The following is a 19,762-nucleotide window of genomic DNA, read 5'->3' as shown; positions in this document are numbered from 1 at the left end:
TCAGCCGCACCCGGTCGCGGCCGGCAGCAGCGCCGCCCGCCTTGCCGCGAGCGCCGCCGCCACCGCCGCCGCGCCCTGCGCCGCCAGGCGATGCTCGGCGCGGTCGATCGCGGCCAGCGCCTGTGCCTCGAAGGCCTGCCGGTTCAGCGCGGAATCCACCCGGTTGAACGCCCAGTCCACGCCCCAGGACAGGCCGACGCCGCCCGCCAGGCCCAGCGCCACGCCGGGCGAGCCGGCCAGCGCGTAGCCGAAGGCGCCGCCGGTGGCGACGAGCGATCCGGCCTCGCTGACCCGCAGCGCCAGCGCACCGAGCCGTGCCGCCATCGGCCGCATGGCGCGCAGGAACACGGTGCCGCCTTCCGCGCCTTCCTCCGCCAGCAGCGCCATCGGATCGGCGGGGCCGGCCGCTGCCAGCCACGGCGCGAGGGGGCGGCCGGCGGCGGCGAAATCGACGCGCGCGGCGGCGACGGCGCCGGGGGCGATGGTGACGGCGCGCGGGAACAGCGCCGCCTCCCGCGCCAGGGCCGCGACCGCCTGCCGCCATTCGGCCTCGACCAGCGATGCGACATGCAACCGGTCCGCCGCCAGCGCCTCCGCCGGGATCGCCGGGTCCAGCACGCGCTGGCGAAACGCTTCCCGCACCGGGATCGCCATGGCCAGCGCGATGCGGTCCGGCAGGGTGGCGGCATCGGCCTCCGCCACGCCCTCCGCCAGGCCGCGGGCGGCGAGGCCGAGGACGCGGTACGCGGTCATGTAGCTCTGCACCCAGTCATAGGCCCAGTCGCCGAAGGCCGGCACCGCCTCCCGCGCCGCGGCCAGGCGCATCGCGGCGGCATCGGCCAGGAGGCGCGCGGACAGGGCGTGCAGCCCGGCCGCGGTTTCCTCCAGCCGCGCATCCCAGGCGGCAGCCTGGTCCTGCGGCAGCGTCCGCAGGGTGCAGGTGCCATCCGGCGCCCGCACCGCGACGGGCTGCGCCTTCGCCATCGGCGCGAAGATCAGGAGCAACAACACAACCCATGGACGCAGGCCGGCGATCCGCCTAAGCCTCGGTCCATGGATGCCGGCATCCTCCTGACGGGCCTGTGGAGCGGGGTGGAGGCAGTCGTCGCCATCCTGCTGGGCTGGGCCGCCGCACGTCTGGCGCGCCTTGCCTGCGCCACCCTGGCACCGCCGGATGCCGAGGCCGTGCCGCTGCTGGCCCTGGCCGCCGGCCTCATGCTCGGTCTCGCGCTGCTGCTGGCCGTGCCGCATGGCGACAGCTTCCGCCCTTCCCGCATCTTCGCACCCGAGGGTCCGTGGCGGATCGGCCTGCCGGCGCTGCTGCGGGATTTCGGCCTGCCCGCGCGCGCCACGCTGGACCACGCCGTGGCCGCGCTGCGCGAGGGTGGGATGCGCGCCTGGCCCGCGGCGCTGGCCCTGCTGCTGCTGGCCGCCGCGACCGTCCTGGCGTTGCACCGGTGGCCCGGCATCGCCGGGCTGCGCGCGCTGATCGCCCTGCTGCTGGTCGCCGCAGCCACGGCGCTGCTGCTGCACTACGCCGCGCATCTGCTGGCCTGGATGCTGGCGCTGCTGAATTTCTGGGTCTTCGCCCTCGCGCTGTTCGGCTTCCAGCGCTGGCGGTACGCGCGGCCCGGGCCGGACCACTGAGGCATCACGTCACCTCCATCAGCGCGAGGAAGGGCCGCGGCGTCAGCAGCGCGGGATCGCCGACGAAGGGAAACGCCAGCTTCACCGCCACCAGCAGCACCGAGCCCACGATCAGCGCCACCACCGCGCCCATCGCGTAGTGCAGTGCCACATGGCCGCCGCCGAAGAACCACTGGAAGGCGATGGTGGCGACGGACACCGTCAGCACCAGCGCCCAGATCAGCCCCGCCAGGGTGCGGGACATGACGGAGAGCCGCGCCACCCGCGCCTCCCCCACCTGGGACATCCAGTCGCCGGTGGTCTGCTTCAGGGATTGCTGGCCGGGCGTCGAACCTTCCGCATCGAAGAAGGCACGCGCCAGGCGCTGGAAGGCGGCCTCGGAGCCACTGGCGCCGTGGCCCGCCTGCATCGCCGGCCAGTCCTGTCCCACCACCGCAGCGGCATACAGGCGGATCGCCGTGCGCATCTCCGCCCGCAGCGGCGCCGCCTCCGGCCCGGCGAAGCTGTCGACCGACAGCGCCAGCATGTAGAGCCCGGCGGTCTCCTTCTGCACGGTGTCGCGCGCCGTCTGGTAGGTGTCCCAGGCGCCGACCAGGGCGAGCGCCGCGACGACGGCATAGATCTCCACCACGAAGCCGTACTTCACCACGCCCAGCGGCACGTTGGCCGCCAGTTCCAGCGGCGTGAACAGCGCATGCACGACATGGCCGATGCCGAGCGCCAGCAGCACCGGCACCCCGGTGGTCAGCAGGATGCCCAGCCAGAAGGGCAGGGCGGCAATCTGGTGTGGCAGCGAAAGTTCCAAGCCGGCCCCTCCTGGGCTGGTGCCGCGCGGTCAGGCGCCGATGGACCGGTACCAGCGCCGCGTGCGGATCAGGCCGCCGGAGGGCTTCGGCTCCAGCGCCAGTTCCTCCATCTGCCGCTTCACCCGCCGCGCCGCCTCCGCCTCCGTCAGCCCGGCGCCGGCGCGGGCGCGGTAGAAGGCGACGGCCTTGGCGAAATCCGCGCGCGCCACGCGGTTGCGGCGATCCGCAAGCGTCTTCAGCAGCAGCCCGGCGGAGCGGCCGATCTCGCCTTCCAGCGCGATCTCGCCCTGCTCGGCGGCGCCGCGCAGCAGCCCCGTCGCCTCCTCCAGCCGCAGGCCGTAGCGCGTCAGCCCTTCCTCCAGCAGCCGGCGCTCCTCCGCCTTGTCGAGGAAGCGGCGCCCCTGCATCTGCAACTTCACCAGCTCCCCGAAGCGGGACCGGCCATCCTGGTCGGTGGCGTGCATCGTGCAGTCCTTCAGAACGAGGCGGGGCGCAGCGCCGGCGGCTGCGGCGTGGTCGGCAGGTCCATGCCCTGCGGCTGCTGCGTGGCCATGCCCTGCACCCGCGCATTCAGCCGGTCGATCGCGCGCAGGATGCGGCTGGCCTCGATGCCGAGCGGCGCATCCGTCGGCGTCAGCACGAACTTCACACGCGGCAGCGGGAACAGATCCACATCCACCTTGTCCACGGTGAAGCCGCCGATCTCGCTGGCATCGAGGATGCCGCGCACGATGGTCCGCTGCATCACGGCAACCGGCCCCGGGTTGCGCGCCGCGTGCCGGTCCAGCATCCGCACGACGAAGTCCCGATCCGCCTCCGTCAGCTCCCGCGCCTGGCCGAAGGTGAGGCCGAAGGTCGGGATCAGCCCGACGGAGCTTTCGATCTCCTTCAGCTTGTAGCCGGAGATGTCCATCAGCCAGGTGAAGTCGTCCTGGCTGGCGCGGCCGCGCTGCAGGGCGCCGTGGCGACGCATGAAGTGGCCGGAGCCGGTGCCGAAGCCGAACAGGTCCAGCACCTCCCCCCACATCTCGCCCGCCCGTTCGCCGAAGCCGCCGGAATGCGGCAGGTCCTGCAACGGCGCCGTCACCACCGTGCGCGGCACCATCGGCGCGGTCTGCGCCAGCGGCGCGCCGCAGGGCAGCGCCAGCAGCGCCGCCAGCAGCAGGCGTCGCAGGCCAGGGGATCGGGACATCGCGGCATTCTCCTCCCGCGGGCGCATCATCGGGACATGGCGGTCAAATTGTCGGCGATCCGTCGCTGCGCCGTGCGCTCCGCCGGGCCGAGCGGCACCAGCCCGGTGACGGACAGCGCGCCGCCGGGGCCGGTGGTGGATTCCGCCATCGCCTCGTTCAGGAATTCGCGGATGCCGCGCACCACGCCGATACCGTCCCGCAGCCGCGTGTGCTGGCGCTTGGCGTAAAGATAGACGGTGCGCGTCGCGACATAGTCCTGCGCGAAGATCGAGGCCTGCGTCGGCAGCACGCCATCCAGCGCCAGCGCCACCAGGTTGCCGCCGCTGGCCAGCAACTGGTCGTAGGAGACCAGGCCGACGGTACCGGGCGGGCTGGCGAGCAGCGCCGCGGGAATCTCCACGCCCTCCATCAGCCGCACCCGGCCATCGTCGCGCAGCGTGATGCATTTGCCGCGGCGGTAGGACGCCTCGAACAGCAGCCGCACCGCCTTCACGTCGCGGCAGCCGCCTTCCAGCACCATGTCCTCGAACAGCCCGGTGGTCCCGTTGCCGCGCGGCGGCATCAGCAGGCGGATCGGGGTCTGCGGCAGTGCGGGCGCCAGGTCGGACCAGTTCGCCGTGCGGTTCGGCACGAACTCCTCCGCCGTCACGCGCTCCGCCGCCAGGGCTTCCCAGACCTGGCGCGTGGTCAGGTTCGGCGTCGGCTCGCCACGCCGCACCGCCAGCACCACGGCGCCGAGGCCGAGCTGCAGCTCCACCACGTCCCGCACGCCATTCGCCTGGCAGGTGTCCAGCGTGCTGCGCGCCATGCGCCGCACGACGATGGCGATATCCGGCGTCTGCGCGCCCAGGCCCGCGCAGAACAATTCCAGCGCGGCGGAGGACGGCAGCAGGCGGACCAGCGGCGCCGTCACCCCCTCGTAGCGCTCGGTGAATCCGCTCGCCAGAATCTGCGTCACCGCGGTGGCGGAGCCGGAGCTGATCACCACCAGCCGGTCCCGCATCGCGAGTCCGGTCTGCGCCACGGCGGGCGCCACCAGCGTCACCGCCAGCGCGAGACCGGCCATCAGGCGGCGCACGGGCTTCATGCCGGACCTCCGATCGCCACGGCGTCACGCGGCGGGCCCAGCGCGCGCAGCAGCGTCTCCTGCACCGCCTGTTCCACCGCGAGCCGGGCGCGCGCCTGCGCCAGCCAGCCGGCCAGCAGGGGCTGCACCGCGGCATCGAGCGCCCCGGCATCCGCCACCGCACCGGCCAGGTTGCCACGGCGCAGATGCTCCAGGATGCCGTCCATGGCGCCTTCCAGCAGCCCGGCCGGCGCCGGCCCCGCCAGCCCGACATTCGCCAGCAGCCCCGCCGCCATGGCCGAGGCCCGGTCCAGCATCGTCTCCGGCCGCGGTGCGCGCGCCAGAAGCTGCGGCGCCAGCGCGGCGAAACGCTCGCGCAGCTCGGCTTCCGAGGGCAGGCCGCGGGCGGCGTGGCTCGCCAGCACCTCGGCCAGCGAAGGGGGCAGCGCACCGGGCGGGGCGAGCGCCGCCATCGCCTGGTATTCGCGCAGCCAGGGCCGCGGGGTGGCGATGCTGGCGCGCAGCAGCAGGGCGGCGACCAGGAACCGCTCGCCCGGCGGACCACGCTCCGCGACCAGCGTCGCGACACGCTCGGTCGCCGCGACCGCACGCTGCGCCGCGGCTTCCGCCCGGCTGGCTTGCGCGGCGGCGTTGCGCAGCAGCGGGTCAAGCTGTTCGGTGGACGGCAGGCCGGGCGGCGGCAGATTGGCATGGGCGGCGCCGAACGGCCCCGGCCCCAGCAGCGCCAGCCCGGTGGCCGCCAGGGCCAGGCCGGCGACGAAGCCGGTCAGCGGGCCCGGCCTGCGCCTCGGCGCGGACTCCGGTTCAGGCACCGCCTGGGTTGCGAGCAGCAGGGCGGTGGGGGCTCGCCGCGAGAACGGAATGGTCACGAGGTGCATCGCCTCCGGAAGGGCCGACCTGCGCCGGCCCCCCCTGGATTAGCGAAGATTGGTTGTGATTCCGTAAAGCTAGTTTCGCACCCCGATGTGGCTAGGCGACTCCCGCCGCGTCGAAGCCGTCCGGCACGCGCCCGGTCGGCCGCGCCGCCGCATAGGGGCCACGCGCCAGGAACCGCCCGCTGCCCGGCTGCGCCAGCACCTCCCCATCCCGCACCGCAACCTGGCCGCCGGCGATGGTGACGCTCGGAAAGCCCCTTACGGCAAAACCTTCCCACGGCGTGTAGTCGATGGCGTGGTGCAGGTCGGTGTTGCGGATCACGCGCTCCGCATCCGGGTCCCACAGCACCAAATCGGCATCGGCGCCCGGCATCAGGCTGCCCTTGCGACCCTCCAGCCCGAACAGCTTCGCCGCATTGGCGGAACTCAGCCGGACGAAATGCGGCAGGTCGATGCGGCCCTTCGACACGCCCTCGGAAAACAGCACCGGCAGCCGCGTCTCGATGCCCGGCACGCCGTTCGGAATCGCGTTGAAGGCCGGCGTGCCATCGGGCCGCAACCCCGCGCTGCCCATGCCATAGCCGCCACCACCCGGAGATCGCTTCGCCGTCGCGAAGGAAAAGCCGCAATGGTCGGAGGACACCACGTCCAGCGTGCCGTCCAGGATGCGCCGCCACACTTTCGCGTTCTCGCCCGCCTCGCGCAGCGCCGGCGAGCACACCGCCTTGGCGCCCGCGAAATCCGGGCCCTGCAAATCCTCGTGCGAATGCGTGAGATACTGCGGGCAGGTCTCGCCCCACACCTTCACGCCGCGCGCTCGCGCCCGCGCAATCTCCTCCGCCGCCTCCTCGCAGGATACGTGAAAAATCTGCACCGGCTGGTCCACCAGCTCCGCCAGCGCGATCGCGCGGTGCGTCGCCTCGCGCTCCACCACCGGCGGGCGCGACCAGGCGTGCTGCAACGGGTCGGTCAGCCCGGCGCGCAACAACGCCTCGATCCGCCAGCCGATCGCCTCGTAGTTCTCGCAATGGATGGTGACGAAAGCCCGGTGCCGCCGCGCCACCGCCAGCACCTCGATCAGCTCCCGATCCGTCAGCCGCAGCGGATCATAGGTGAGGAACACCTTCAGGCTGCGCACGCCGCGCGCCACCAGCGCCGGAATCTCCCGCTGCAGCACATCCGGCGTCGGGTCGGTGATGATCTGGTGGAAGGAATAATCACACCGCGACTGGCTCGCCCGCGCCTCATACCCGGGCGCACTGTCCGCGAGGCTGTGCCCCTTCCACTGCGGCAGGAAACAGATGAACGAGGTCGTCCCGCCCGCCAGCGCCGCCGCCGACCCACTGGCGAAACTCTCCTCATGCACGGACCCGTCCTGGCCCAGCTCCTCGATATGGCAGTGCGGATCCAGCCCGCCCGGCGTCACCACCATCCCCTTGGCCGACACCTCCTCCCGCCCCGCCGCCAGGCCGCGCCCGAGGGCCACGATCTGCCCTCCGACGATGCCGATATCGGCCTCCACCACCTCCGCCGCCGTCGCCACGGTGCCACCCCGCACCACCAGATCATACGCCGCCATGCCAAACCCCCCACCGTCACCATCACCCCCCACGGTGCGCATCCCGCCCGGGCTTGTCCACCGGAGGACGCAACGGAAGGGCGATGGTCCTGGGCCTTTGGCGGGGCGTGGTCGGCGCGGGTTGTTCGCAGGGAGGGCTCCGCCCTCGGTGATCCCCTTTGACCGAACTCTCGGAGCGCGGTCGGCCGGGGGCGCGTGCCTCGGGTGAGGTGCCGCCCGGCAGAACCGCGCCAGCGAGTTCTGGCATTGCGCTGAACTGCCCCACCAGCTCGATGCCGGGCGGCCCGCCTTCGCCGTCCGGCGCCATGACGACCACCCGCCCGATCAAGGTCCGCGCCGCCTCGAGCGCCTCCGGCGCGCCCTCCCAAGCCAGGGCCTCCCGGAGCGCCGAAAGCCGGACGCGGTAGACCACCCCGAGGTCGGGGGGCAGCCGCGCTGGTGCGGGTGGCAGCCCGGCGAGGGAGGTGCGGATCTCCTCCCGCCGCGTCTCCAGCCCGACGTAGCGCTCGCCAAGGCCTTGCCCACGGGCGCCCTCCTCGAGGGCATTCAGCAGGTTGGCGATCTTTCGCTCCACCCCGGCCACCTCCCGCCGCTGCTCTCCCCGGGCGGCCTCGGCCGAGGCGGTCCCGGCCTTCGCCTCCTCCGCGAAGGCGCGCGGCGGACCTGGGCGCCGTTGGTGCAGGCGCCGAATCTCGTGGCCGCGCAGGCGAGGTAGTCCCGGCCGACTGGCTTGCAGGTTCGGCCGCAGATGCCGCAGACCACCTTGCCACTCAGCAGGTATTCCGGCCGGCGGCGCTCCCAGAACCGCGGGAGCGTCTCTCCCGCCTCCCGCGGCGCACGGTTTGCATCGAGGCGGGCCTGGACCTTTTCCCAGAGCCCGGGGTCGATGACCTGCAGTCCCGGCACATCTAACCCGACGACCTCCTCCGCCGGGTTGCGCCGGCGCGCCTTCGCGTCGCGGTAGATGCATTCCCAGTCGAGCGCCCTGAACTCGTTGTCATGATGCTGGGCAAACACACGGTCCTCCCGCATGCGGATGCGGACCTGGCCGTGGAAACGCGCCGCATCGGTGGTGCGCAGCCCGTGGGTGCGCCCGAGCCAGGTGTCCCGCTCGTCGGCCGGTGGGGTGATGATGTTCATGTTGGGTCGTCTCCGTGTCGTAGGACGTGCGCGCAGGCGCTGCTGCTGCGTGCGGCACCTAGTGGTGAAGTGTCGGTGGTGAGCCCGCCCGCTCAGCGGGCGGGCGTGGCGGCCCGGTGAAAGCCGATGGCGACGGCGGCCTCGGGACCGAGTGCGTCACGGGCGGCTGCGACCGGGTCGCCGCCGAGGGCGGCCGCGCCGAGCGCGCCGCGCAGGCCGAGGCGGATGCGTCGCAGCGCGCCCCCGTCGGCGGCAAAGGCCCCGGCGAGGACAACGTGGACCGCTCCGGGCAGCGGCGGCAGCGCCCCCGGGAGGACGTGCCCCGGGGTCGGGTGGTGCAGCTGGCTCGGACCGAACCGGGCCAGCCACGGGCTGCTCGCGACGAGCAGGCGGACGTCGCTGTCCGACTGACCGCAAGCTGCCAGCACGTCGGCGGTACCGCCCGGCGTCCCAGCCGGTGGTTGTGCGGCGGGGAGACGGAGGCTGCGCGATCCGGTCGGGGCCGTCCGGCCCCCCTTCCTATGGTCATCCATCGTGGCGTGCCCAGCAGCCACGATAGGGGGAGGTGCTGGCCACACCCGCGCCGCGGCGGGCCGCTATCCGCGCGAGTTCGGCGTTCGCCTGGACGAGGAGGTCCGCCGCACGTCCATCCACCCGCGGCGGGATGCAGGAGATGATGCGGAGGAACCGCGGCCGCCCATCCGGATGCCGCTGCATGGCCGGATGTGTGAACGCAGGTAGCCCGCCCAGCGCCCGCGCGGACGCCGTCGGGATCAGACCGCCGAAGGCGCGCGCGAGCGTCCGCGCCACCGCCGCCGCGACGGGCGCCTCGACATCATCCTCGGCCACGGTGACCCACGCCTGCAGCAAGCCTGGCTCCGCCTCGACGACGATGGCCGACTGGTGTTGTGCTGCGAGGCGCTCCAGGCGGCCCGGCGTGAGACCGTCGACCAGGACGTGCCGCGTGCCCCAGGGCCGCGCCACGACATGCGCGCCTAGCGCATTGCGGTGGCGCAGCCAGCCGAGCGCGGCGAGCAGATCTCCTCTGCTGATGCGTGCCTGCACGCAGCGGCCGTCACTGTTGCTGCGGACGGCGACGAGGAAGTCGCGCGCAGGAAGGGCGCTGCACCAACGCGCCACGACATCGCGCGCCCTCCCGCCAAGTGGCATCCTGGCGTCATTGTTGGTGCAGGCCACCGTGGTGAGAACACCCGGCCGTGATGGAATGCTTCCGGTGACCTGACGGGTTTGCACGGCAGGTCGTGTGGTGTTCAGCCGGGCATCGGTGCTGGTGCTGGTGCTGGTGCTGGTGCTGGTGCTGGTGCTGGTGCTGGTGCTGGCGCTGGTGCTGGTGCTGGTGCTGGCGCTGGTGCTGGTGCTGGTGCTGGTGATGTGGGGTGCGGCGCGCATCGCGTCCTCTGTGCTGCGGGATGGGCGGCCGCTGCCCTATCCCTGCTTCTCTTCCCCTTTTCTCCGTGCGTCGGGCACGGCGCGGGGGCGGCCGCCAGCCGCCGCCCCCCGGCGTGCCGACGCACGGAGGACTTCCTGAACTCTTCCCCTGTCTTCTCCTCAGCGGCGGCGCAGCCGCCGCGCGTCGGTGTCGAGCGTCACCGCGAGCACCTTGCCATGCCGGGCAATGCCGATGCCGGCACGCCCCAGCGCCCGGCGCAGCCGGTCGGCTGTTGCTGGCCTGCAGCGCAGGGTCTCGGTGTCGTCCCCTGGCGAGGTCGTTGTCTCCACGGCCTTGACCGTGCGCACCGACACGCCCGCCTCCTCCGCGAGGCGGGGCTGTGTCCAGCCGAGCATGGCACGGCCGGCGCGCAGGGTGGCGGGTGTGAATGCAAGGTCGGGCTTGACGGGGTCGGGCATGGTCTGCACCTTACGTGCAGATATCCGGCGATGCGAATCCGCAGATCCGCCGCGACATTCCCCTGAAAAATTCAGACCTGGAGAACGACCATGACGAGCATGGCGCGCATGCCTGTGCACGACACATGTCCGGAGAGGCTTGTGCTTGCCGCGGAGCGGCGGGTGTATGGCGGTCCGGTGACGACGCAGGCCGCCCTTCCTGGCACGCCTGACTTTGCACTGCCCGAGCTGCGCGTTGCCATTGAGGCGCATGGGTGCTTTTGGCACAACCACGCGGGCTGCCCGCATGCCCGCATTCCAACGACCGCTTATTCGTGGGCTGCACCCCCCTCCAAAAGCGTCAGCGCTTCGGGGGCGAGGCCTGCGTCGGAGAGCGGTGGGAGGGGGTCCAGGTCAGCGGAGTCGGAGGGGGATCTCCCGACCTTCTGCTCTCGAATGTCGGGGACACCGGCCCAATTGCCCGCAGGGTCGTCTGTACATCCGGGAGGCCGCAGGCCTCCGGAATGAGGCCGCCTCCGCGGCCAAAGACCACGGTGCAAAGGTCAGACTTCATCGGCGCTACCGATTGACCCTTGCCGGGAAGGAACTCGAAACAGCCGCAAGACCTGGCAACCGTCCGTGATGAGAGGCTTTCGCAAAATGACCGATCCTGATCGAGGTGTAGAAGTCTGCACTTGATCTGACAGTCGCCGATCTGGCGTGGCGGGTGTCCGCCAGGTCGAAGCTGTCAGGCGCCGCGGGTCACGCGACCTCGCCAATGTGCTGTTTGCGCGCGCGAGAGCGCGGCTGTCCAGGAAGGTCTGCATCGGGGTCTTGCCGAAGCACCAGCGGCCTTGATGGGTGCTCGGCTCCTACACCTACCTCTATGCGGAAATCACCCAGGCCAATGATGGCACCGCCGGCAACCGGCCGAACGGCGTGCCGGCGCACACGGCGAGCGTCTATGGCGACTACAGCTTCCGCGAGGGCGCGCTGCGCGGCATCGGCATCGGCGCGGGCGAGCGCCATGTCGGCAACACGCCGGTGGGCAACGCGAATGCCGGCCTGGTGCCTTCCGTGACGCTGCTCGACGCCGCGATACGCTTCGATCTGGAACGACTGGACCCTTTGCTGCGCGGGATGCGCTTCAACCTGAGCGCCAGCAACCTGACCGACGAAACCTATGTCGCCACCTGCGACAGCGCCTCGGCATGCTTCTACGGAACCGGCCGGCCCGTGCTCGGCACGCTGAGCTACACTTGGTGATTTCGCGGCCGCACCTTCAGCCAGCGCTGCGAAGCGGCCTTGATCCAAGCCACGCAATCACGCCTCGTGGCTGGCAAACCCGCTAATCCGACACGCGCAGCACGACCCCAGCATCAAGAAAGGCCTGGCGTAGCTTTTCCGGCGGCGCCTCGTCGCAAAGCAGTGTCCAGACGGCCCGAGCCGGCGCCACGCGAATCAGCGCGCTGCGGCCGAACTTCTCAGCATGGCACAGCAGCACCGTTCTTCGCGCCGCGGCCATGGCGGCACGCTTGATCGCCACCTTCTCCGGATCGAAGTCCATCGGGGCGCCGGCAGCATCGAACCCGGAACAGGCGATCACCGCGACATCGAGCGCAAGGTTTGCCACTGCCGCCGCGGTTTCGCCACCCAGCAGCGATCCATCGCCACCGCCGAGCCGCCCGGGCAGCACATGCACGGCCGGGTGTTCGGCCCGGGCGAAAGCCAGCGCGGCCACCATGCTGTTAGTGAAGATGCGGTCGCCGCTGCGCCCCGCCAGCGCTACGGCCGCTGCCTCCACCGTTGTGCCGACATCGAGGAACAGCGCCTGCCGCGGCGGCAGCAGCGCGACCAGCGCGGCACCGATACGGGCCTTGGCGGCCGGCTGCCGTTCGCGCTTCTCCGCATAGCCCAGCCGCACCGCGCCCACCGGCCCGGCACCGCCATGAAAACGCTGCAGGAGGCCCGCCTGGGACAACTGGATGATGTCCCGCCGTGCCGTCTGCGCCGAAATGCCGAAGCGCCGCGCCAGCGCCTCGATCGTGGCAAAGCCCTGCTCGGCCACCTGGCGGAGGATCGCCTGCTGACGCGGGTTGGGGGTGGCATCTTGCTCAGGCGGCAGCTCCATGGAAGCTTTCTTACATTATTCGCTTGCGCCGGAACAAGCACCGGCGCGAGGGTTGCGAGGGGAGGCAAGGATGGACCTGCGTCTGCATTGGGGGCCGGACGGTCCCAGCCTGCACCGGCCGGACGCCGCTTTCGACCCCTGGCGACTGGCCTGGCGCGCCGCTGCGCCGCGCCCGGGCGGCGAGCTGGTGACGCCGCAGGGCGCCCTCGCCGCGCTCGCCGCCGCCCGCCTGCTGCGCGGCGTACCGGTGGCCGTGATCGGCCCGCGCGAAGCCTCGCCGGAAGAATTGGCCGCGGCGGAGGCGGTCGGGCACGGCTTGGCGCAGGCGGGGCTGGTGCTGCTGTGCGGCGGCAAGGGCGGCGCCATGGAGGCCGCCTGCCGCGGTGCACGGCGCGTCGGTGGCCTGACCCTCGGCCTGCTGCCGGATGAGGAATGGCAGGGCGCCAACGATCATGTGGCGATTCCGCTCGCCACCGGCATCGGCCCGGCCCGCAACGCCATCCTGGCCCGTGCGGCGGTGGCGCTGGTGGCGGTCGGCGGCGCCTACGGCACCCTGTCCGAGATGGCGTTGGCCATGCAGTTCAACCGGCTCGTCCTGGCGCTCGGCCGCGCGCCGGAAGTTCCGGGCGTCGTCCGCTGCGACAGCCCGGAAGCGGCGGTGGCGCGGGTCGCCGCACATCTCCTGGGCATGTCATGAAACGATCATTCGCCACCGCTGTGGAAGATTTCGTAACTGCGGCGCAGCAAAGGATGCACCGTGCCGCCTGAACGTCGCCCTCCCGCCGGCATCACCCTGCGCGGCATCGTCAAGCGCTATGGCACGGCCACGGTTCTGGACAGCATCGACCTGGACATCGCGCCCGGCGAGTTCCTGACCCTGGTCGGCCCCTCCGGCTGCGGCAAATCCACGCTGCTGCGCACCATCGCGGGGTTCGAGCCGCAGGATGCAGGGCAGGTGCGCATCGGCGGGCGCGCGGTGGATGCGCTGCCGCCCGCCGCGCGCGACGTCGCCATGGTGTTCCAATCCTACGCGCTGTACCCACACATGACCGTGGCCGGGAACATCGCCACGCCGCTGGAGATGCGGCGCCTGTCGCTGGCCGAGCGCCTGCCGCTGCTGCGCCTGCTGTCGCCCCGCCGCCCGCGCATCCGGCGCGGCATCATGGCGGAGGTCGAGGCGGTGGCACGGCAGTTGGACATCCTGCCGTTGATGGCCCGCAAGCCGGCCCAGCTTTCCGGCGGCCAGCGCCAGCGCGTGGCACTCGGCCGCGCCATGGTGCGCGACCCCGCCGCCTTCCTGATGGACGAGCCCCTGTCCAACCTGGATGCGCGGCTGCGCGTGCAGATGCGGACCGAGCTGGCGGATCTGCACAAGCGGCTCGGCGCCACCTTCGTCTACGTCACACATGACCAGGTCGAGGCGATGACCATGTCGGACCGCGTCGCGCTGATGGAAACCGGGCGCATCCTGCAACTCGGCACCCCCGCCGCGCTCTATGATACGCCGGCAAGCATGGCCGTCGCCCGCTTCATCGGCAGCCCGCCCATCAACCTTTTGCAGGCCGAAGCGCGCGCCGACGGCATCATCCTGGCGGAAAGCCTGCGGCTGCATGCCGACAGCGCGGTCCCGCACGGCCCGGTGACCCTGGGGCTCAGGCCGGAGTCGCTCGAGCCGGCGCCAGCGGAAGCACCCGGAACTCTGCCCGTCACGCTCCGCCGTGCAGAAAATCTCGGCGCCGAATGGCTGCTGCACGTCGTGACATCAGCCGGCGCCGCGCTGGTGGCGCGCGTGCCGGCGACCGCGCCGGTGCCGGAGCGGTTCAGCCTCGCCATCGATCCGGCTCGCCTGCACCTGTTCGGTGCCGATGGCCGGCGCATCGTGACGCGGCTCGGCGCGAGGATCACCGCATGAACCGCGCCAAGGCCCTGGCGGGCGCCGCCTTCGCCGCCCCCGCCTTCGCGCTGATGCTGGCGCTGCTGATCGGACCGCTTTTGGTGCTGCTGGCGCTGTCCGTCACCGACTACCGGCTCGGTGCCATGGCCATCCGCCTGGTTGGCCTCGGCCACTACGCCGCGCTGTTGCAGGACGAGGTGTTTCAACGCGCGCTCCGCAACACCTTCCTCTATGTCGGCTTCGTGCTGCCGGGGGCGGTGTTCGGCGGGCTTGGCATCGCGCTGCTGGTGCATGCGCGAGTGCGGACTCGCAGCTTCTACGAGGTGATCTACTTCCTGCCCGTCACCTCCACCCTGGTGGCGATGGCGACCGTCTGGCAGTTCATGCTGCACCCCTCGCTCGGCCCGGTCAGCGCCGTCTTCGCCGCGCTGGGGCTGGCGGGCGTGGACCTGTTGAACGATCCATCCCTGGCCCTCGGCACGCTGGCGATGATCGGCCTGTGGCAGCAGGTCGGCTTCAACATGGTGCTGTTCCTGGCCGGCCTTTCCGCCATTCCGCGCGACCTGTATGAGGCCGCGGCGCTGGACGGCGCGGGCGGCGGCGTGGACCGCTTCCTGCGCGTCACCTGGCCGCTGCTGGGACCGACGACGATGTTCGTCACCATCACCAGCACCATCGCCGCCTTCAAGGTGTTCGACACGGTGGCGGTGCTGACCAAGGGCGGACCGCTGGGGTCCACCGAGACGCTGCTGTATGTGCTGTATCTGGAAGGCTTCCAGTATTTCCGCACCGGCTACGCGGCCGCGATGACGGTGGTGCTGCTCGCGTTCCTCATCATCCTGTCCATCATCCAGGCCCGCGCCATCGACCGCAGGGTGCACTACGCATGAGGCGCCGCGGGATGATCGGCGCGCTGCTCTCGCACGCCGTGCTGCTGGCGGGCGCGGTGCTGATGGCGGCACCCTTCCTGTGGATGCTGCTCACCTCTATCCGCCCGCCGGAGGAGGTGTTCGGCGCCGTCTTCAATCTGATCCCGACGCGCTTCGCGGGCTTCGAGAACTACCGCGTGGCGCTGACGGAGAGCAATCTGCCGCGCGCCCTGCTGAACGGCGCTGTTGTCTGCCTCGGCATCCTGGTGGTGCAATTGCTGTTCGCGATTCCCGCGGCCTATGCGCTGGCCAAGCTGAAGTTCCGCGGGCGCGAATGGCTGTTCGGGCTGGTGCTGTTCGGGCTGTGCGTGCCGATCCAGGTGCCGGCGCTGCCGCTGTATCTTGGCCTCGCCCAGGCCGGGCTGCTGGACACCTTCTTCGCGCTGATGGTGCCGTTCTTCCTGACGGTCTTCGGCATGTTCCTGTTCCGCCAGTTCTTCCGCGGCTACCCGGATGAGGTGCTGGACGCGGCGCGGCTTGATGGCATGGGCGAGTTCGAGATCGTCTGGCGGCTGGCGACACCGGCTGCGCTGCCGGCCATCGCCGCCTTCTCCATCTTCTCCATCGTCGCGCATTGGAACGACCTCTACTGGCCACTTATCGTCGTGACCTCGACGGAGCGGTCCGTGCCGTCGCTCGCCATCCTGGCGTTCCGGGACAGCGAGACCGGCGGCAACTACGGCGCCCTGATGGCCGCGGCGGCCATCACCACCGCGCCGCTCATCCTCGGCTTCTTCGCCGCACGCCGCGCCTTCCTGCGCGGCATCACCATGACCGGGCCGCGCTGAGGCGGCCCCCACCACGGAGAGGACCCACCAGATGACAACACGCAGGACCCTTCTCGCCAGCGGCGCCGCACTGCTCGCGGCACCCGCCATCGCCCGCGCGCAGGGGCAGGTAACGCTGGACGTGCTGTTCGCGAACCCGTCCTTCGCGCGCTTCTTCACACCGATCGCGGAGGCCTTCACCCGCGCCAATCCCGGCATCCGCATCGCCTTCCGCCAGCCGGCGCCGAATTACGACGAACAGCACCAGGCGCTGCTGCGCGGCGCGCTGACCAGCCAGTTGCCGGACGTGACCTTCCCTGGCTTCAATCGTTTGCCGGAGCTGGCGCGTACCCTGGCACCGCGCAACCAGATTGCCGACCTGGCCCCGATGATCGCGTCCGAGGGCGCGGCCTGGAGCCAGGAGAATTTCAGCCCGCGCATGCTGGCGCTGGGCCAGGTGGACGGCACGCAGTACGGCATGCCGTTCAACGCCTCCTCCCCCATTGCCTACTACAACCCGGAACTGGTGCGCCGCGCCGGGGGCGATCCGGACAGCTTCCCGAAGGACTGGAACGCCGTGGTGGCGCTCGGTGGTCGCATCAAGGCGGCGGCGCCGGAAGCGATGGGCGTGTCCTACTACATCAACTCCTTCGACAGCGACTGGCTGTGGCAGGCGCTGGTGCAGCAGGGTGGAGGGCGCATGCTGAACGCCGATGGCAGCGTCGGCTTTGGCGGCCCGGCGGGCCAGGCCGCCATGGCACTGGCGCGGCGCTTCGTGGCGGAGGCCGGCATGGGCTTGATCGGCGCCGACCAGAACCGCCAGCAATTCGGCACCGGCGGCACCGGCGTGATCTTCGACAGCCCGGCGCGGCTCGGCGTCATCACCGGCCTGGTCGGTGGCCGCTTCCCGCTGCGCACCGCGCCCTTCCCGATCACCGATGCCGCGAATGGCGGGGTGCCGACCGGCGGCAATGCGGCGGTGATCCTGACGCGCGATGCGGCGAAGCGCGAAGCCGCTTGGAAATACGTGAAGTACAGCGCCGGGCCGGAGGCGCAGAAGGTGGCGGTGGAGATGACCGGCTACCTGCCGACCAACCGGCGCGCGGAGGGTGCGGAATTCCTCGGCGGCTGGTACCAGCAGAACCCGAATGCCCGCAGCGCCGCGATGCAGGCCGACAAGTCGCTGCCCTGGGAGGATTACGGTGCCAATGGCCCGCGCATCCACCGCATGCAGCAGGAGATCCTGACCAGCGTGATGCGCGGCGACGTGGCGCCGGAGGCCGGCCTGCAGCGGATGGTGCAGCAGACCGGCAGCATGATGCGGGCCTGAGCATCAGGCCCTGGTCCGGCCAAAAAGATCATGTTGCCCGAGCGGATTGCTCATAACGATGCGGGGCATCGCCGAGCGGGCACCGGCTGGCCCGGAGCGGGCAGGTTCAGCGAGGCTGCGGTATGACGCCACAGTCGGCCACCTGCCACGGCTACCGCTTTCCGGCCGCAATGATCCTGCGCGCGGTCTGGCTCTGCCACTTCTTCAACCTCGGCAGCTGCTTCACACCGCGCTTTGCCAGGACCTGCGCCAAACTCGGCGCAAAGTACTGTCACGCCCGGCAGCGATCGCCGCAAACAATTGGAGTGGTGGAACGCTTCAAGGATCGGGTCAGCAGCGAGGTGCTCGGCATCACCATCTCGTCCCACGTCCAGCTTAAGCAGCTGCTCCGCGGCTTCAATGCCGCCTGCAACACCGGCCGCCAGCGCGTGCTCAACGGCAAGACAATCGACCAGCTCGTCGCCGAGCGCCTCAAGGCGCGGCGCAAAACTACCGGGCCTCAGCCCGAGGGTCGGGCAGGCCCAGCTGCCCTAATCAAGGCACACCCCATCGTCGACGCCGCCAAGGGCGTCTCGCAACCAGGCGAGGCTTCGTCCGGCAGACGGGCGATGCCAATCCGCATTTGTCTGCTGGTCGGTACTGGCTTCGGCTTGCCACCGCCCGGGGCGGCCGGGCCCGTCACCTGACAGGGCCCCTCCTCGGCGGTGGGCGCGAGAGGCCTGCCTCGCGCCCGCCCGCCGCGCCGCCGCTCCGCCAGCGCCCTCGCCGTCCCATGCGCGGCGGCGGCGTTGTCTTGGGCCGCGGTATTTCACTTATGGACCGTGCAGCCTTCGCCAGCGGGTGTTCAGTCTCCGCGACGGGCACCCAGCCCGATGCGACACGCGCCGCGGCGAGCGCGTCCTCGATCAGGTTCCGCTCGCCGTCGTCAAAGCGCTGCGCGTGAGGCAAGGCGACCACGCGCAGCGATGCCGCCGCCTCGCGACACGCTATCATCATTTCGCAACACGCAGCGGCCGCAGTGCGAACCGTCGGATCAGCCTCCAGCTGCTGGCGTAGCCGCTCCTCGAGCCAGGCATTCGCAGCACGTCCACCGTCATCGCCGGCGCGAAGCGCGAGCGCGGCCAGGTCTGCGAGGCTGCCGAGGGCCGGGGCTGACGCGATCGCGTCCGAGCCGACCTCCGTCAATGCCCGGAGCTGTCCCACGAGATCCGCAAGAATCCTAGTCGTGTTCGCACGCGGCCCCGCATGACGCTTGGCGGCGGCGCGAGGGCCGTACCCCCGCCCCGGTCGGGCGGCGCTCCGGTCGTCCCCGGCGGGCGGAGCGGCGCCTTACTGGGTCGGTACCGGCAGCCGCCGCCGGCACGGCAGCAGGGGTACCGCCCCGCATCGGCTCGGCGCCATTCCCCGGCACATCGCCGCCGCCATCCAGGTCTCGCGCGACAGCATGCTGCGCCCGCGCGACCCGGCGCCGACTGCGGGCCTGCGCGGCGCGACGCCATCGCGCGAAGACCTGCCGCACATCGGGCGGGACGCCGTTGCGCTCAAGCGCGTCTCCGATCGCGACGAGCGCGAACATCCTGGCGGCGATCTCCGCGTCATCCACAGCCTCACGCCGGGCGGCCAGCCCGAGCCGTGCCAGCGACGGGCTGTCCGGGGATCGGGCGGGAGCTGGACGAAGCGGGGCGGGTTGATGCTGCCGCCCGGTGACTTCGGCGAATTCCGCTGGCTGTCGGGGACGCGGTGGCCTGCCGAGTGGTCGCGGACCAGCCGGGCGCTCGGGCCGCCGCCCGTCGGCCGCGACAAGCCCACAGGCAAGCAGCAGGTCAGCGACGATCGGGGCCGTCTCGGGGCGTGGTTGGTGGTAGCCGAAGCGCGCGACTGCGCGGGAGGCCGGCCAGCCGGCGCGCAGCCCCGGAACCCACGGGGCGCCGGCTGCGTGACCAGCGGCAAATGCGAGGCGGCTGCGCCGGGGCGTCGGGTGGTCGACGATGGCGATACCGTCGAGGGCGAGAGCGATCTCGAACTCCGCCCAGGTGGTCGAGCGCTCGGCCGCGCCGCAGATGAGCGACGTCACCGCCTCCGCCCATGGGCACCCTCCGGCCTCGCTTGGTCCAGCCTTCGGTCAACCGCCTGTAGGCGACCTCGGATTGTTCAGCTTCTCGCTTCTCCTCCTGCCGGGTCCGGGTCAGGTTGTACTCGTAGGCCGAGCCCCGCTGGCCACGGCCTTCCGGCGGGTGTCCGTCGTCGGATGCTTTGAGACAGCGTAGGCGGCTGGCTAGCGGAGGTTCTGGCGCATCGGGTTTCGGAGTTAGGCGGCGTTTTGCTGGTGGATCAAGCGGCGTTGTTGGATGGCTTGCCGCTTGATGCGCTCACGGTCGAGCAGGATGGTCTGGCCGCGGCCGAAGTAGACATCGGCCGGGGTGAGGTTGCGCAGGCTCTCGTGGTAGCGCTGATGGTTGTAGTGGTTGACGAAGGCCTCGACCTGCGTCTCGAGGGCGCCCGGCAGGTAGTAGTTCTCCAGCAGGATGCGGTTCTT

24 protein-coding genes and 1 pseudogene are annotated in these 19,762 nt (G+C 71.5%); 10 read left to right on the top strand and 15 right to left on the bottom strand.

Features of this window, described 5'->3' with window-relative positions:
• The gene (locus tag ACFHPP_RS06610; RefSeq protein ID WP_437162473.1) at positions 1-1,005 is read right to left on the bottom strand and encodes a hypothetical protein; all 1,005 of its coding nucleotides are present in this window, start codon (positions 1,003-1,005) and stop codon (positions 1-3) included.
• 48 nt (positions 1,006-1,053) lie between these two features.
• On the opposite strand from ACFHPP_RS06610, the gene ACFHPP_RS06605 reads away from it, so the two are divergent.
• Positions 1,054-1,647 carry a hypothetical protein gene (locus tag ACFHPP_RS06605; protein ID WP_437162472.1) on the top strand — a complete coding sequence of 198 codons (594 nt, stop codon included), beginning with the start codon at positions 1,054-1,056 and terminating at the stop codon, positions 1,645-1,647.
• Positions 1,648-1,651: 4 nt separating this feature from the next.
• Here the strand turns inward: ACFHPP_RS06605 and ACFHPP_RS06600 are convergent, their stop codons facing one another.
• From ACFHPP_RS06600 to ACFHPP_RS06555, 10 genes are all read right to left on the bottom strand, one after another.
• Positions 1,652-2,452 carry a hypothetical protein gene (locus tag ACFHPP_RS06600; RefSeq protein ID WP_437162471.1) on the bottom strand — a complete coding sequence of 267 codons (801 nt, stop codon included), beginning with the start codon at positions 2,450-2,452 and terminating at the stop codon, positions 1,652-1,654.
• Positions 2,453-2,482: 30 nt separating this feature from the next.
• Positions 2,483-2,917: a hypothetical protein gene (locus tag ACFHPP_RS06595; protein ID WP_430668603.1), complete on the bottom strand. Its 435-nt coding sequence runs from the start codon at positions 2,915-2,917 to the stop codon at positions 2,483-2,485.
• Positions 2,918-2,928: 11 nt separating this feature from the next.
• Entirely contained in the window at positions 2,929-3,645 is a 717-nt protein-coding gene (locus tag ACFHPP_RS06590; protein WP_437162470.1) for a hypothetical protein, read from the bottom strand.
• Between the two features lie 26 nt (positions 3,646-3,671).
• Complete coding sequence (locus ACFHPP_RS06585) at positions 3,672-4,733, bottom strand: PstS family phosphate ABC transporter substrate-binding protein (RefSeq protein ID WP_437162469.1); 1,062 nt, start codon at positions 4,731-4,733, stop codon at positions 3,672-3,674.
• The gene (locus tag ACFHPP_RS06580) at positions 4,730-5,602 is read right to left on the bottom strand and encodes a hypothetical protein (RefSeq protein WP_437162468.1); all 873 of its coding nucleotides are present in this window, start codon (positions 5,600-5,602) and stop codon (positions 4,730-4,732) included. Before ACFHPP_RS06580 ends, ACFHPP_RS06585 begins: the two co-directional genes overlap by 4 nt.
• Positions 5,603-5,702: 100 nt before the next feature.
• The gene (gene hydA, locus ACFHPP_RS06575; RefSeq protein ID WP_437162467.1) at positions 5,703-7,187 is read right to left on the bottom strand and encodes a dihydropyrimidinase; all 1,485 of its coding nucleotides are present in this window, start codon (positions 7,185-7,187) and stop codon (positions 5,703-5,705) included.
• A 22-nt stretch (positions 7,188-7,209) separates the two neighbouring features.
• Entirely contained in the window at positions 7,210-7,761 is a 552-nt protein-coding gene (locus ACFHPP_RS06570) for a hypothetical protein (RefSeq protein ID WP_437162466.1), read from the bottom strand.
• A complete protein-coding gene (locus tag ACFHPP_RS06565) occupies positions 7,734-8,327 on the bottom strand; it encodes a hypothetical protein (protein WP_437162465.1) in 594 nt (197 codons plus the stop codon). Before ACFHPP_RS06565 ends, ACFHPP_RS06570 begins: the two co-directional genes overlap by 28 nt.
• A 92-nt stretch (positions 8,328-8,419) precedes the next feature.
• Positions 8,420-8,755 carry a hypothetical protein gene (locus ACFHPP_RS06560; RefSeq protein ID WP_437162464.1) on the bottom strand — a complete coding sequence of 112 codons (336 nt, stop codon included), beginning with the start codon at positions 8,753-8,755 and terminating at the stop codon, positions 8,420-8,422.
• 97 nt (positions 8,756-8,852) lie between these two features.
• On the bottom strand, positions 8,853-9,497 hold the full coding sequence (locus tag ACFHPP_RS06555) for a DNA-primase RepB domain-containing protein (protein WP_437162463.1): 645 nt from the start codon (positions 9,495-9,497) through the stop codon (positions 8,853-8,855).
• A 97-nt stretch (positions 9,498-9,594) separates the two neighbouring features.
• Between ACFHPP_RS06555 and ACFHPP_RS06550 the strand changes: the two genes are divergently transcribed.
• A complete protein-coding gene (locus ACFHPP_RS06550) occupies positions 9,595-9,876 on the top strand; it encodes a hypothetical protein (RefSeq protein WP_437162462.1) in 282 nt (93 codons plus the stop codon).
• Positions 9,877-9,896: 20 nt separating this feature from the next.
• Here the strand turns inward: ACFHPP_RS06550 and ACFHPP_RS06545 are convergent, their stop codons facing one another.
• Complete coding sequence (locus ACFHPP_RS06545; protein WP_437162461.1) at positions 9,897-10,196, bottom strand: hypothetical protein; 300 nt, start codon at positions 10,194-10,196, stop codon at positions 9,897-9,899.
• Between the two features lie 90 nt (positions 10,197-10,286).
• Here ACFHPP_RS06545 and ACFHPP_RS06540 point away from each other — a divergent pair, with 90 nt between their 5' ends.
• Together ACFHPP_RS06540 and ACFHPP_RS06535 are read left to right on the top strand one after the other, a co-directional pair.
• Positions 10,287-10,703, top strand: a complete 417-nt coding sequence (locus tag ACFHPP_RS06540) for a hypothetical protein (protein WP_437162460.1) — start codon at positions 10,287-10,289, stop codon at positions 10,701-10,703.
• Between the two features lie 333 nt (positions 10,704-11,036).
• Positions 11,037-11,441, top strand: coding sequence for a TonB-dependent receptor domain-containing protein (locus ACFHPP_RS06535; protein ID WP_437162459.1), 405 nt, complete (start codon positions 11,037-11,039; stop codon positions 11,439-11,441).
• Positions 11,442-11,523: 82 nt separating this feature from the next.
• Here the strand turns inward: ACFHPP_RS06535 and ACFHPP_RS06530 are convergent, their stop codons facing one another.
• Entirely contained in the window at positions 11,524-12,306 is a 783-nt protein-coding gene (locus ACFHPP_RS06530; RefSeq protein WP_437162458.1) for a DeoR/GlpR family DNA-binding transcription regulator, read from the bottom strand.
• A gap of 70 nt (positions 12,307-12,376) precedes the next feature.
• Between ACFHPP_RS06530 and ACFHPP_RS06525 the strand changes: the two genes are divergently transcribed.
• The 6 genes from ACFHPP_RS06525 (at position 12,377) to ACFHPP_RS06500 (ending at position 17,912) form a co-directional block, all read left to right on the top strand.
• Positions 12,377-13,003: a TIGR00725 family protein gene (locus ACFHPP_RS06525; RefSeq protein ID WP_437162457.1), complete on the top strand. Its 627-nt coding sequence runs from the start codon at positions 12,377-12,379 to the stop codon at positions 13,001-13,003.
• 60 nt (positions 13,004-13,063) lie between these two features.
• Positions 13,064-14,218 carry an ABC transporter ATP-binding protein gene (locus tag ACFHPP_RS06520; protein ID WP_437162456.1) on the top strand — a complete coding sequence of 385 codons (1,155 nt, stop codon included), beginning with the start codon at positions 13,064-13,066 and terminating at the stop codon, positions 14,216-14,218.
• Positions 14,215-15,090, top strand: coding sequence for a carbohydrate ABC transporter permease (locus ACFHPP_RS06515; protein ID WP_437162455.1), 876 nt, complete (start codon positions 14,215-14,217; stop codon positions 15,088-15,090). The genes ACFHPP_RS06520 and ACFHPP_RS06515 overlap by 4 nt, the downstream gene beginning before the upstream one ends.
• On the top strand, positions 15,087-15,917 hold the full coding sequence (locus ACFHPP_RS06510; protein ID WP_437162454.1) for a carbohydrate ABC transporter permease: 831 nt from the start codon (positions 15,087-15,089) through the stop codon (positions 15,915-15,917). Before ACFHPP_RS06515 ends, ACFHPP_RS06510 begins: the two co-directional genes overlap by 4 nt.
• 31 nt (positions 15,918-15,948) lie before the next feature.
• Positions 15,949-17,226 carry an ABC transporter substrate-binding protein gene (locus ACFHPP_RS06505; RefSeq protein WP_437162453.1) on the top strand — a complete coding sequence of 426 codons (1,278 nt, stop codon included), beginning with the start codon at positions 15,949-15,951 and terminating at the stop codon, positions 17,224-17,226.
• 122 nt (positions 17,227-17,348) lie between these two features.
• Positions 17,349-17,912 carry a hypothetical protein gene (locus ACFHPP_RS06500; RefSeq protein WP_437162452.1) on the top strand — a complete coding sequence of 188 codons (564 nt, stop codon included), beginning with the start codon at positions 17,349-17,351 and terminating at the stop codon, positions 17,910-17,912.
• A gap of 1,395 nt (positions 17,913-19,307) precedes the next feature.
• Here the strand turns inward: ACFHPP_RS06500 and ACFHPP_RS06495 are convergent.
• Positions 19,308-19,457 (bottom strand): annotated as a pseudogene (locus tag ACFHPP_RS06495) (IS110 family transposase); the annotation flags it as partial.
• A 77-nt stretch (positions 19,458-19,534) separates the two neighbouring features.
• Positions 19,535-19,762 (bottom strand): integrase core domain-containing protein (locus tag ACFHPP_RS06490; protein WP_437162451.1); only part of this gene is annotated, 228 nt, incomplete at its 5' end.

This window comes from Falsiroseomonas sp. E2-1-a20, assembly GCF_051433195.1.
GTDB lineage: Bacteria > Pseudomonadota > Alphaproteobacteria > Acetobacterales > Acetobacteraceae > Falsiroseomonas.
Note: the sequence above shows the minus strand (reverse complement) of the source record. Positions and strands in the feature narration are given on the sequence as shown.